Annotated in this window: 9 protein-coding genes; all 9 read right to left on the bottom strand. The window is 42.6% G+C overall.

What is annotated here, in order from left to right:
* Positions 1 to 78: 78 nt before the first annotated feature.
* Entirely contained in the window at positions 79 to 1,425 is a 1,347-nt protein-coding gene (locus R9C00_09180) for a family 43 glycosylhydrolase (protein WPO37621.1), read from the bottom strand.
* A gap of 11 nt (positions 1,426 to 1,436) precedes the next feature.
* Positions 1,437 to 2,843 carry a glycosyl hydrolase family 28 protein gene (locus R9C00_09175; protein WPO37620.1) on the bottom strand — a complete coding sequence of 469 codons (1,407 nt, stop codon included), beginning with the start codon at positions 2,841 to 2,843 and terminating at the stop codon, positions 1,437 to 1,439.
* A gap of 102 nt (positions 2,844 to 2,945) precedes the next feature.
* Positions 2,946 to 4,529: a sulfatase gene (locus R9C00_09170; protein WPO37619.1), complete on the bottom strand. Its 1,584-nt coding sequence runs from the start codon at positions 4,527 to 4,529 to the stop codon at positions 2,946 to 2,948.
* 107 nt (positions 4,530 to 4,636) lie between these two features.
* Positions 4,637 to 6,160, bottom strand: a complete 1,524-nt coding sequence (locus R9C00_09165) for an alpha-L-fucosidase (protein WPO37618.1) — start codon at positions 6,158 to 6,160, stop codon at positions 4,637 to 4,639.
* A gap of 2 nt (positions 6,161 to 6,162) precedes the next feature.
* A complete protein-coding gene (locus R9C00_09160) occupies positions 6,163 to 6,942 on the bottom strand; it encodes an L-rhamnose mutarotase (protein ID WPO37617.1) in 780 nt (259 codons plus the stop codon).
* A gap of 36 nt (positions 6,943 to 6,978) precedes the next feature.
* Positions 6,979 to 8,286 carry an L-fucose:H+ symporter permease gene (gene fucP / locus R9C00_09155; GenBank protein ID WPO37616.1) on the bottom strand — a complete coding sequence of 436 codons (1,308 nt, stop codon included), beginning with the start codon at positions 8,284 to 8,286 and terminating at the stop codon, positions 6,979 to 6,981.
* Between the two features lie 49 nt (positions 8,287 to 8,335).
* A complete protein-coding gene (locus tag R9C00_09150) occupies positions 8,336 to 9,358 on the bottom strand; it encodes a zinc-binding alcohol dehydrogenase family protein (protein ID WPO37615.1) in 1,023 nt (340 codons plus the stop codon).
* An 87-nt stretch (positions 9,359 to 9,445) separates the two neighbouring features.
* The gene (locus R9C00_09145) at positions 9,446 to 10,276 is read right to left on the bottom strand and encodes an amidohydrolase family protein (protein WPO37614.1); all 831 of its coding nucleotides are present in this window, start codon (positions 10,274 to 10,276) and stop codon (positions 9,446 to 9,448) included.
* A gap of 235 nt (positions 10,277 to 10,511) precedes the next feature.
* Positions 10,512 to 13,430, bottom strand: coding sequence for a glycoside hydrolase family 2 TIM barrel-domain containing protein (locus R9C00_09140; protein ID WPO37613.1), 2,919 nt, complete (start codon positions 13,428 to 13,430; stop codon positions 10,512 to 10,514).
* Positions 13,431 to 13,458: the final 28 nt, after the last annotated feature.

Here is a 13,458-nt window from a genome sequence, read left to right as displayed (position 1 = left end):
TAATAGCTTTTTTTAGTAAAACAGTTATTAGTCGAGCTGATCATAATTAAACAATCAGGTAAAATAACACACTGCAATTTATTTGATAATCAACCAATTCAAATTAACCGATTTGGTAGAACCCCAATCCGATTTAAAGACCACCACCAAGTCATGAACTCCCGAAACTGATTCCAGCACATCGGTTTCAATGGTTTTCCAAGAATTCCAACCTCCGGTGTACTCTATGGGAAACTCTGCCACCAATTTTCCTTTTGGGTTTCCTAGGCGAACCTCAAAGCTTCCAACTCGCTGGCCGCAAGCTATTCTTGCCTCCATTTTCTTCGCCTCGCCTTTTCCAAAATCAACCCTGTTAAATTTCACATAACCCATCATTCTGGCATCCGTCACCATCCAGCCCAGAGGCTCATTTTCTCCACCCACAAAAGCAGTTTTAGCTTTGCTGATCTCATTGTACCTATCCACCTGAATAGTATCGCCAAGAGTGGGAGTTCCTATGCCCCGCATAGTTGGAATTACCTTTTTTATAGTGCCGTCTTTTTTAAAATACATGTAATCAGCTCGCATCGAACGGAGCTTGTTATAGCCACTAACATCCCACCAGTGATAAAATAATATCCATTGACCTTCATACTCCACTACAGAATGGTGGTTAGTCCCATTCTCAATATTGTCCATAATTTTGCCTTGGTAGGTATAAGGTCCCAATGGATTTTCAGAAGTGGCATAACCAATCGTGTACCCTTCATCAGCAAATACGTGGGCAAATGTGAGGTAGTAAACCGAGTCCTTTTTAAAAGGAAAAGAACCTTCTTTGTAACCAGCTGGCAAGCCTTTGACCAAAATTGGCTCAGCATCTATTTCTTTCATGTTCTTTTTCAAAGGAGCTACATAAAGTTCGTGGCCACCTCCAAAGAACAAGTAAGCCTTATCGTCGTCATCTAAAAGCAGCCCAGGGTCAATGCCCGATACTCCTTTGATGAAATCCTTTTCCCATTTGAAAGGGCCTGACGGACTATCAGAAACACCTACGCCAATCCGACGAAAAGCTTTGTCATTTTTCGGTTTGGCAGGGTAGTAATAGTAATATTTCCCATCCCTTTCAATGCAATCTGGCGCCCACATCCCAAAAGAGTTTTTCTCGCCCCAAGGCACTTCATTTTGGTCAAGCACCCTTCCATGGTCTTTCCAAGTGCTCCCATTTTCCAAAGAAAAAATGTGGTAGTCGGGCATACAAAAGCGTGGGGCTTCAATACCTACGGGAGGAACCACATCGTGAGATGGATAAATATACAACTTGCCCTCGTGCACCCGTGCAGTTGGGTCTGCTGTGAACATATGTGTAACCAAAGGGTTTTGCGCCTGAAGTTGATAGCTAAAAGTAATCAGGGTAAAAATCGAGAAAAAAACTTGTTTCAAATTCATAGTTAAAAAAGTTAATCGATTTGAACATCATTCAAATTCTTGTTGTCCACATCAGAATAAATAAAGCCTTGGCGGTCGTCTTTGGCAACCAAGGAAACAGAAAGCGCATCAACGGATAAATATTGAACGTGTCGGGCATAAAGACCTGAAGCTGGCGAAACTCCGAAAAAGCTGAATTCAGGATATCTTTTTTCATCTTCGGGCACTTCAAGCTCAGACTGCTCGGCTGTGCCTCCACCCGGCAAATTGACCTGGATATTTTTGAGAGATACTTTTCCTATTTTATGGTTCGGTGTTCCTGTAATAAATACGCCCGAAGGTGGTGTTACCCTCGACTCGTCCAAGCTACGGGCAGTTGCTACCACATTGCTTATTCTCACATTTGTGATACTGCCAACGGCTTGTTGAGGCGCACCTCTATACGTTCGCAAGCGTTCGCCAAGCCTGATAAAAATAGGCATATCCACATTTTCCATCTGGATACTATCAATAGTGATGTCGCTGATATTCGCTCCATCCACGCTCAAAATTTTAATCCCCCCACCCTTTGTATCGTAGATTTTGCAGTTCTTCACTGTAATGTTTTTAAAGTCCCCCATCGATTCCGTCCCAAACTTTATAGTCCCCCAATCGCTTTTGAGTTTACAGTTGGACACTTGGATGTTTTGGGTAGGAACAGGGCTGGTAGATTTGAAGCAAATGGCATCGTCGCCTGCATCTATATCGCAGTTGGTGACGATGCCATCGGAACTTGAATCTAGGTCGATGCCATCGTTGTTTTTGTGGGCGTGGCTATAAATCTTGACTTTGTTCACCTTGATTTTTGAGCATTGGAAAAAATGGCACGTCCAAGCGGCGGGTTGCCTCAGCTCAATGTCTTCCACTACAATATCGGTAGATTTTACAAAACGAACTAAAAAAGGACGGTTTGAAGCATACGCGTTGATTTCAGATTTATCTACCCCAAGTTTTTTCATGGTCGATAGCAGCTTGCCTTTCTTGAACATCTCCCCTTGCCCATCTATCACTCCACCTCCTATTATCCCGACATTGGTAGCATTTAAAGATCCAACAAGGCATTTCCCACGCAACTGACCCGTAGCATCTGTAAATGGGTCGATACTTTGGTAGTCCATCGGGTTGGGGCTTCCTATTAATTTGGCATCCTTGCTCACCGAAAGGGTCACATTATCTTTCAAGAGGATAGTACCAGAAATATACTCCCCCTCTTTCAACTCAACTATCCCTCCACCGGCTTGGTGGCAAGCGTCGATTGCCTGCTGAATAGCTTTTGTATTCATAGTTACAGAATCGGCCACTGCACCAAACTCCCGAACATCCCAACTCTTCTTTGGAGGGTTGCATGTTGCAAAAAGCCCGAGGGAAAAAAGGCAAAAAATAAAGTAGTTTCTTTTCATATTCATTTTTAGTTTAAAAGCATGCTTAGCCGATAAAATTTTGCCTTGAACACATAATCATGAACAAGGCAAAACTCATTGATTGAATATCAAAACCCGACTTTATTTATCCCAATAAGCTTCCACCACCTCTTGAATATGAGGAAACTGAGAATCGTCCTCTCCCACTTCTGCACGAAGCTCCTTAAGTTGAGCTTTCAAGCTCTGGGTAATTTCTTCGTACCCTTCTTTCCCATACAAATTCACCACTTCATTCGGATCATTTTTAAGGTCATAAAGCTCCCAGGCAACTGGGGTAGGCTCTATCATAAAGGAGTTTTTCTTCCAAGGCATCGATGGAGTACCTATTTTCTCCGTCTGCCTTGGCTGAGCATAATAGAAAATCAACTTGTAATCTTCCGTGCGGATACCAAAGTGGGCTGGGTTGTCGTGGTGCATGAGGTGCATCCAGTATCTATAATACACTGATTTCCTCCAATCCGCAGGTTTTGTACCATCCATAAGTGGCACCAAACTTTTTCCTTGCATATATTCAGGAGTTTTTCCTCCAGCCAGCTCGATCATGAACGGAGCATAATCGCAGTTGCTCACCATCGCAGTTGAAACTGTTCCAGGCTTAATTTTTTCAGGATAGCGAACGATCAACGGCATTCTCATCGCCTCTTCGTACATCCAACGTTTGTCCATGTAATCGTGCTCCCCAAGCATAAATCCCTGATCTCCAGTATAGATAATAATCGTATTTTCCATTTCCCCAGTTTCTTCTAGGTGTTTGAACAAACGGGCGAGGTTATCGTCTACTCCTTTCACACAGCGCAAGTATTTTTTGAGGTAAGCTTGGTAAGCAGCCTTCGTCTGCTCTACTTCTGAGAGCGTAGTGTCAATTTTAAAATCTTGCACATAATTCCGTACTACATGGCGGCTTGAAATAGATGTCCCAATTCTATGAATCAGGCTATCATTTTTTCCTCTTGTTGCTTCAGAGCCAAATTCTGGTTGGGTAAATAAGCTTTCGGGCTCTGGTATTTCCACATCAGCCAAGTAGTCTTCGTACCTCGGGGCATACTCGAACATGTCGTGGGGCGCTTTGTAGTGGTGCATCAAGAAAAATGGTTTTTCACTATCTCTTCCTTTCAACCACTCCAAGGTAAGATCTGTGATTACGTCTGTAGAATGCCCTTCGTGTTTCTCTGTGTTATTAGGCCATTCCTTTTCTCCCCTCACCCTAAAGGTTGGGTCAAAATAATCTCCTTGCAATTTCAATACTTTGTAAAAATCAAAAGCAGCCGGTTCTTCTTTCAAATGCCATTTGCCTATCATGGCAGTTTCATAGCCAAGCTTTTTCATTTCCTTGGGCAAATACTGCTTCGATTCGTCAAGGTGTCCATCCAAATCGTAGACGCCATTTACGTGACCAAATTGCCCTGTCAAGATCGTTGCCCTTGAAGGGGTACAAATACTGTTTGAACAAAATGCATTGGTAAAATACATGCCATCTGCTGCGAGCTTATCGAGCGTAGGCGTTGGGTTGAGCCCTGCCAAGCGGCTGCCATATACGCCAAATGCTTGCGTAGTATGGTCATCGGACATAATATAAATGATATTAGGCTTTTTGGTTTTTTCTTGTTGGCAAGAAAAAATAGAGAATACCAAAAATAACCCAAGTAAATGAGTAATTGGTTTCATATGAAATAAAAATATAGGGTGAAATGTGAATAGAAAAAAGTAACTCCAGTCAAAAGCCTAGAGTTACTTGAAGATGAACTTTCTAGCTTAGAAAAAAATTGCCAATTTTATTCAAACTCAACTTTGAAAGTAAAGGCATAATCGCCTACTTTCTCAACTGGCATATTAATCGTCAATTTGTCTTCGGTCTGTTCCCAGGTAAGTTCAACATCGTTGCCAAGTAGGGAAACAGCTTTGATTTTCTTATCGTTGAACTCGGTTTTAGAACCAAGTGCTTTCACAACCGCCTCTGGTTTTTCTGGCCAGTCCATGGCAATGGCATACACTACGCCGTCTTTCTGGGTGAACCTAAAATCTTCTCCTGTCAGCTCTTTGTTTTTACCCTCTGTATGGTGACCCGTAGCAACTTCGGTAGGTCCTTCGCCAAACGTATTCCAGTACCTTGTACCGTAAATAGCTTCTCCGTTCACTTCTAACCAGCCTCCAAGCTGCATCAATACTTCTTTCTGATCTTCGGGAATAGTACCGTCTGCTTTTGGCCCTATGTTGAGCAACAAACATCCGTTTTTACTCACAATATCAATCAGGTCATCTACAATAGTGTTTGGAGTTTTTGTAATCCAATCGGTTACATAACCCCAAGAGTTTTTACCAATAGAAGTATCAGTTTGCCAAGCTTCCTTGCGGATATCAGCCATTTTTCCCCTTTCAAGGTCATACACATTAGTACCTGGAGGAAATGACTCAAACCCGTGAAAGTTTTTGTTTTGAAGCACAACTTCTTTGCCCCATTCCAAACCTTTGTTGTAGTAATATGCACCAAGCTTTGGGTGGTAAGGCTTGTATTCTGGACGATCTATCACGAAATCGAACCACAAAATATCTGGCTGATAGTTATCGATGATATCTTTTGTTCTTGCCCACCAAAGTTCCAAGAACTCTTCATCGGCAGGAGCATAAGGCTCGTGGATTCTGCCATAAAAATCACTGTACTCAGGATTGACCGCATCGCCAGTTTTGTTGAAATAATCCCAGTTGAAGGCAAAGTGAGAAGAAGCGCCAATTTTCAAGCCCTTAGCCCTACCAGCTTCTGCCAACTCACCCAAAATATCTTTTTTAGGTCCCATGTTCACCGAGTTCCATTTGGTGATTTTGGAATTGTACATAGCAAAGCTATCGTGGTGCTCGGCAACCGGCACTACGTATTTGGCACCTGCTTTTATGAAAATATCTGTCCACTCTTCGGCATTGAAATTCTCGCCCGTGAAATCAGGAATAAAATCTTTGTAACCGAACTCGTCCAAAGGACCATATTTTTTTACATGGTCGAGATATACCTGAGTAGGCTCTGTTTTAGTCGTGTCGCCTTTAGGGTTTACCTGCACCTGGTCTTGGTACATCAAACGAGGATACCATTCGGAAACTGATGCGGGAACAGCATAAGGTCCCCAGTGAATGAAAATACCGAGTTTGGCATCTTTGAACCATTCCGGAATCTCATATTTCTTTATCGATTCCCAGTTCTCTTCGTAGCCTTCTGCCGCTACCGTAGTCTCTTCAGCTTTTTTTTGGGGAGCTGTACAACTGAAAACGGCAGCAATTAACAAGGGCAATGTAAAAAATCGTTTCATATTCATTTAATCTTTATCAAGTTGTCTAAATATAGTACTCCTGTGCTTTCTTGAAGCTGAAATATCAAATCCAAAACTCTCCATTTCTCTTTGGCAGAGGCATCGTCCGAAGTTCGTTGGAACTTGGAAACATGGCTTTCCCATTCGTCCTGCCTCGGCTTTTGAGCCAATAGACCCATGGCTTCTTCGTGGTCAAAATCGTTGAGTGTATCCATGATCATGTAAGCTTTAAAGCCTTTGAGGTACAGCTCCATATCCAATATGCCAATATCTTTCATACCTTGGGTAATTTCTGGCCATGCAGCTCCTATGCCATGTACTTTTTTGTATTCTACAAGCAAGTCTTCGTCAGCCTCTAACTCCAACGCCTTTACAAACCGCCTGTACTTTATCGGGTGCCTCAACTTAAGCTGACCACCTATGGGACTGAAAGCCATTACCTGGTCCATTTCATAAATCCTCTCCAAAAAACCATGACACCTAGTAGCATCTTGATGAGGCGTATCGAACGTTGTAATACCTTTCAAGATACTTTGGTCTTCTAGCTTATCAAGCTTTTTTACATACTTCTTGTATTCAAAGCTTGCCTCTGTATCCATTATCACAAATACCTCATATTCATCCTGATAGAGGCTCAATTCGACAATACCCAGTTCTTCTAACAAGCTTCTGTCAACAGCTTGCTCAAAAGCTTCTTTATTTGCAATCACCTCTTTGTACATTAGTACTTTTTCTGCCGACAGGATGTTGCAAAACCTTTTAAATGAATCTATTCTTTTCATGTGTTAGTCGGTTACATTAAGCTTGATAAAGTAGCTTTACGCTACTCTTCTGTGATATGACTTATAGCCATAAACAGCAATAACTACAAAGCATATCAATGGAAGTATAAAGGAGAAATTCACTTCGGGAACACCTAAAATCAGGGTGTCGTCATAACCTGGGCCACCAATGTCCATCATAGAACCTTGTAAGAGTGGCATAATCGCTCCTCCTACAATTGCCATCACCAAGCCTGCTGAGCCTAGTTTGGCATCATCTCCTAGACCATCCAAAGCAATACCGTAAATAGTAGGGAACATCAATGACATAAACCCAGAAGCACCTACAAGGAAATACAACCCTACAAAACCTCCTATAAACATAGTACCCAGCATACAAACACCTGCACCTAACGCAAATAACATTAGCAATCTGGCTCCACTTACATATTTTAGTAAGAAGGTACTTAACAACCTAGCGACAAAAAACAACGATGTAGCTATGAGGTTATAGCTCTGCGCTTCTGCTTTGGTAAGCCCCAAATTTTCTCCGTACTGCACTACATATGTCCAGCACATAATCTGAGCACCTACATAAAACACTTGTGCTACTACGCCAAAAAGGTATTTGGAATTAGCCCCTAGTCTTCTGAAAGAGGCACCAATGTGTAACTCATGGTCTGTATCGCCACGGGTTGGCATTTTCACAAAGATGAAGATCACCAACATGATCAATACAAACAGCCCGAGCGCCACGTATGGGTTACGGATCAGCATAAGGTCATGGGTACGAACAACTGCTTTTTCAGCTACTGCCAACACAGAAAATCCTTCTGCTCCAAGCTTTGCAGACTCTAATCCTGAAAGGATGAAATTGATAGCAACAAACTGCCCCATAATTGCCCCGATAGGGTTGAATGCCTGCGCAAGGTTCAGCCTACGCGTAGCGGTAGATTCTGCTCCCAAAGCAAGCATAAATGGATTGGCTGTTGTTTCCAAAAAAGCCAATCCAAATGTAAGTACATATAAAGACACTAGGAATAGCCAAAACTGTTCTGTACTAGCAGCTGGATAAAACATCAGCGCACCAACAGCATATAAGGCCAAGCCCATTAATATACCCGATTTGTAAGAGTATTTCTTAATAAAAATGGCGGCAGGAATTGCCATGGTGGCATAACCTCCATAAAAGGCAAACTGCACCAACGAGGCTTCCATATTGGAGATTTCCATCACCGTTTTGAAAGCCGATACCATGGGGTTTGTAATATCATTAGCAAATCCCCATAGAGCAAAAAGCGTTGTTACTAGCACAAATGGCAGCATCACTTTTTTCTCTACTACTTTATCTATCATTTTTTCCATCTGCGTTAGTATTCTAATTTAAGTCTTTTCATTTTCAAGAAATTCACCGTTATGAAAACTCGATCATTGCCTTTATCACACCATTTTCAGGGTTAAGGAAACTTTCAAACTCCTCCACCAAATTCTCGCTTGCTACCCTGTGGGTAATCCACGGAGTAGTATCTACCAAGCCAGCTTCCATTTGCTCAATGATCTGGTCGAAGTCCTTGCTCAGCGCATTTCTGCTAGCCATCAGCGAAAGCTCTTTTTTGTGGAAAAGCGGATCGAAGAACGTGAAATCGCCTTGGAAAAGCCCGATGAATACAATTCTAGCACCATGTGCTGCATACTCAAGCGTATTTGCCATTGACTGTTGGTTACCTGTAGCATCCATTACTACTGTTGGCAAATCTCCACCAAACACCTTTTCTAGTTCGGCAACAGGGTCGGTGTTCAATACATTGATGGTAGCATCAACCTTCATTTGTTCTTTGCAAAAGGCAAGTCTTCCATCGTTTATGTCCATTACGGCTACTTTCGCTCCAGCTATTTTGGCAAACTGCATAGCTGCCAAACCGATTGGTCCCGCACCTATTACCAACACATAATCATCGGCTTGTACATTTGCCCTGTTTACCGCATGGCAACCAATTCCTAAGGTTTCTACCAATGCTAATTGGTCGAAAGTCAATTTAGATGACGAATGCAAATACTTTGCAGGCAGCTTTATAAATTCCCTCATACCGCCATCGGCATGCACACCAAATACTGAAATATTTTCCGCACAATTTGGCTTGCCTCGGCGAGGCGCTTGATCTTCTTCCTTGTAAAAATAAGGCTCTACTGAGCACTTATCGCCTGCTTTTACATTGGTAACGTCAGCACCTACGGCTACTACTTCTACCCCTAGCTCGTGCCCTAAAATTCTTGGGTATGAAAAAAATGGTTGTTTACCTCGGAAAGCGTGCATATCTGTTCCACAAATCCCAACCCTATGGACTTTTAGCAAAGCCTCATCGCTTTCTAAACCCTTATCCAACTCTATCTGCTTGTATTCAAGCTTTCCCGCTTCTTGTAGTATTATCGTATTCATCGGTTATATTTCTTTATCTATTTTTTTATTTAAAAAATGAAAGAAGAAACTCACGACAAGAGCCTTCTCTCTATTATTTCACATCCATTAAAGCCCGTAGAAACGAGCGGCATTTAGCCCACAGGCTTTTTCAACAACACTTTCACCTTTTTTCCCTAAGTAATCAAGAACGACCTCCATCACTTCCTGATAGTCATTTGCTGCTACCAAACACACAGGCCAGTCGCTGCCTATCATTATCCTATCTTCTCCAAAAGCATCAAAAACCACATCGAGGTAGGGTAAGAAATCTTCTTTTTTCCATGCATTCCAAGCCGCTTCGGTTACCATGCCCGAAAGCTTGCACATCACATTAGCATACTTGCCTATGGCGTGCATACCTTCTGCCCAAGCATTAATTTCCTTGTTTTTTATATCTGGCTTTGCTAGGTGGTCTATTACGAAAGGTTGATTGGGATGAGATGCCACAAATTCGGCTACATTAGGCAAGTGCTTGGGAAATACCAAAATATCATAGGTCAAGCCAAATGATTTCAACTTGCTTATTCCTTTGTTGAAAGCCTCTCCTAAGATAAAACGATCGTCAGGCTCGTCTTGCACCACATGCCTCACCCCTTTAAACTTGGGATGCTGGCTGTATTTTTCCAACTGCCCGTCAAGCGCCCCGCTTCTCAGGTCTACCCATCCAACTACGCCTTTTATAAGGTCATATTTTTCAGCCAAAGCCAAGAGAAAATCGTTCTCTTCGAGTGACTGCCTTGCCTGCACGGCCACAGTTCCATCAAACTCCGACTTAGCCAATTCGCCTTCCAAGTCTGAAGGCAAAAAGCTCTTCCTTATCTTGCCCATCTCATCTGAAATCCAACCGAATTCTTCTTCGGTGTACTTCCAAAAATGTTGATGGCTATCTATTTTCATTTTACTTAAATTAAGAACTAATTCATGCTACTATATTTCTATCATTCAATTATCAACATAGTAGTTTCCTATCGGATTTTAAGCTTTCTAATTAAGTCCGATTTACCAAGAATCCGACTGATAATCCAGTCAAAGGTTTGCACAAAAGCGCTCTTAACAAACCCACAATTTCATATATAGAATTGATTTTCAATACATTCCATACTAACACTACTTTGCTTTGCAATATCTCGACCTAAAACCACTCGCTCAGTTCAAAAGCATTTAGCCACACACCTTTTTTACCTTTCCCTTTAAAGTGAAGAAGAACAGGGTGCTCCCCATCCGAATGGAGAATGATCTCGGAAATACATGGCTGAGAAAACTGCATATTTTGTCCTTCGGTTACCGTAGCGTCTACTTCAGAACCTCCTAGCATTTGCTCCGAACTAATGGTGATTTTTTTCTCGTAAGGAAGCTTGTGAATGGTCAGCGTTTTGAGCTTTTCCTTGTTAGGATCCATCTCGTCCGAATTGCTCCTGGGGGCATGGTGCCATGTGGTCAATTTATAGCTTCCTTCAGGCAAGTTTTCAAAGCTCAATTTCAAACCGTCATCGTCCATACAAATTACGCCATCGGCATAAGCAAAACCGTATTTTCCAATCACGTTCATCTCGCCCAACCACCTGATCACACCATTCGAAGAACCTGTTTCAAGCGTAGCTTTTATCCCTCCAAAAGCATCCATTTCGGCTATGGAATTTGCATTGTCTTTTCCATTCCAACCAAGCCAATCGAATTGCAAAAGTTGGTCTTCTGCGCCAAAGTCAACCCTGATTTTTTCAAAGTCATAAATTGGGGTAGCTTCTGAAGCAATTACATCAGCTTGGAAGGTTTGGGTAGTCACCGTGGCAGTGGCAGATTTCAAACCTTTCGCCTTAGCAGAAATGGTAATTTCCCCTGTTTCCGTACCTGCCCTTACAAGCGCAGGCGCTACTCCGTATTCGGTAAACATTGGGTTTGCGTTGATCTCAGCGCCATCCCCAACTACACTGGCATCGCCATCCACCCCAAAGCTGATCAAGTGATCCGTCCCCGAAATTGTAGTTCCATTTTTATCTACCACATGGGCATACACCAACAAAATATCGGATCCATCGGCGGTAAATTCTCTGCCTACCGTATCTACTTCTAACCTAATTGCATGCGGTTTCAAAGGACTTTTTACCACCGTTTCGGCAAGTACTTTTCCTTCTTTATAGGCTACGGCTTTCAATTCTCCTTTTTCAAATTCAACAGTTGAAAACTCGAACGGAGGGTGGTCCAAACCTAAGTAAAGCGTATCGGCACTTGGCTTTTGGCGGGCAATTGATTTGCCATTGACCAGCAACTCTACTTCGTCGCCATTGCTATACACCGTAATGGATTTTGTTTCTTCTCTCCATTCTTCTTTTACATGGATAAAAGGCTCTTCAAACATTTCTGCTTTGTACCATTCCGTTTCTGGACGAACAAACCTAAATGCCGTCATAGCACCACTTCTTGTCCTATCTATTTTGCTATTTGCCTTTGAGTGCGTTGGGTGGAAAGTGTAGTAAGCATGGGCTGTCCAAGAAATGATGCCCACCATTTTTTCATCCCTTTTGTGAGGAGCAACACCCGTTGGCCCTACCCTGCCTTCCATAGCAAACATAGGCTCGGACCTGTCCCAAATAAATGGACCATAGAGCATATTTGCATTAATATCGGTGAGGCCTGAGGCTTGCCAGCCCGTCCAGCGAGAACCTTGCGAAGCAGTTAGCCTTGTAGGATCTTCTTGCTTGATGGTGTTGTGAACTCTAGGAACATAGCCACGGTGGTTAATTCCCGCACCCCACATCACTACGGATGGGTGATTACGATGATTTCGAACCATGGCTCGGGCTGCTTTTTCGAAGTTACTCCACCACTTCGGGTTGGTAGACATCGAAATCCAACTTGGCGCTTCTTCATAAACCAAAATACCTAGTTCGTCGCAGGCATCCATGATGGCATTATCTTGTGGGTAATGCGCTGTCCGCATGATGTTGAAACCATACTCTTTGAACTGGAGCATATCTTTGTAATGAAGTGAATTGGGCAGCGCATCGCCTATGTAAGAGTAATGCTGGTGCCTGTTCATCCCAATCAGTTCGATGGGTTCATTGTTCAACATGAAGCCTCTTTCGGGGTCAAGTTCGAATTTCCTCAAGCCCAATTTGTTTTCTAAGCAATCGACTTCTTTTCCATCCATCACCACCATAGAATTCACCCTATAAAGGTATGGATTGTCTATTCCCCACAACTGCACATCGTCTTCCAAACTACCTATTTGGTTGAACTCAACTTCTCCACCAGCACCTATCAGTGCCTTGTTTTTCAGCTTCATTACCACAATCCCTTCCTTATTGACAATTCGGGTAACTACTTGGCATTCTTTCGTTTGCCCATATTCATTTCTCACCACGGTTTTGATATTTACCGTAGCATTTTTATTTACAGGGTCGATAGTTGGCGTTGTGATGTTGATTCCCGCACTCAGTTTTTCCCAGTTGAAAGTGATGTGCATCAGGTCGGTTTCTACCAAATAAACATCACGGTACAAGCCACTAAACTTTACATAATCGAAAGGGCCTGGATCGGGAGGAGTTACTTCATTTCTGCGGTTATCCAGCAAAAGCGTCACTTGGTTGCTTTTCCCTTTTTCCACAAAATCGGTAATATCGAAGTGGAAAGGCGTATATCCGCCCACGGCATGTTGCCCCACATGCTTTCCATTTACCCACACATCGGTGATTTGGTGAGCACCTTCAAACTCTAAAAACACTTTGCGATTTGGCTTATTACTTACTTCAATATCTCTTCTGTACCAAGCCACTTCTCTGTGAAAAATCAATTGGGTTTTGTCATCTTGAAGTCCATCGAGCGCCAAAGAAGTGAGCGCAAGCGTATGAGGAACGTTTACCGTTTCCCAGCTGCTGTCGTCAAAGTCTTTTTCAAAATAGGCCGCTTGCGGATCGCCCAAATGAAATTTCCAACCTTGGTTTATACCGAGTTTCGCCCTAGCCGTTTGGGGGTAGCCTTGGGGCAATGATTGGGAGATAGATTGCTGTACAAAAAGGCACAGGCAAAGAAGAAAAAAAATAGTGCTTTTCATTTTTTTGAATTTTGGGTAATGGTTAGAA

Source organism: Flammeovirgaceae bacterium SG7u.111 (assembly GCA_034044135.1).
GTDB lineage: Bacteria > Bacteroidota > Bacteroidia > Cytophagales > Flammeovirgaceae.
Note: the sequence above shows the minus strand (reverse complement) of the source record. Positions and strands in the feature narration are given on the sequence as shown.

Bases quoted from the DNA above. Each gene is read 5' to 3' on its own strand.
- R9C00_09145 (WPO37614.1), bottom strand. From the start codon at position 10,276: ATGAAAATAGATAGCCATCAACATTTTTGGAAGTACACCGAAGAAGAA.
- R9C00_09180 (WPO37621.1), bottom strand. From the start codon at position 1,425: ATGAATTTGAAACAAGTTTTTTTCTCGATTTTTACCCTGATTACTTTT.
- R9C00_09165 (WPO37618.1), bottom strand. From the start codon at position 6,160: ATGAAACGATTTTTTACATTGCCCTTGTTAATTGCTGCCGTTTTCAGT.
- R9C00_09170 (WPO37619.1), bottom strand. From the start codon at position 4,529: ATGAAACCAATTACTCATTTACTTGGGTTATTTTTGGTATTCTCTATT.
- R9C00_09140 (WPO37613.1), bottom strand. From the start codon at position 13,430: ATGAAAAGCACTATTTTTTTTCTTCTTTGCCTGTGCCTTTTTGTACAG.
- fucP (WPO37616.1), bottom strand. From the start codon at position 8,286: ATGGAAAAAATGATAGATAAAGTAGTAGAGAAAAAAGTGATGCTGCCA.
- R9C00_09150 (WPO37615.1), bottom strand. From the start codon at position 9,358: ATGAATACGATAATACTACAAGAAGCGGGAAAGCTTGAATACAAGCAG.
- R9C00_09160 (WPO37617.1), bottom strand. From the start codon at position 6,942: ATGAAAAGAATAGATTCATTTAAAAGGTTTTGCAACATCCTGTCGGCA.
- R9C00_09175 (WPO37620.1), bottom strand. From the start codon at position 2,843: ATGAAAAGAAACTACTTTATTTTTTGCCTTTTTTCCCTCGGGCTTTTT.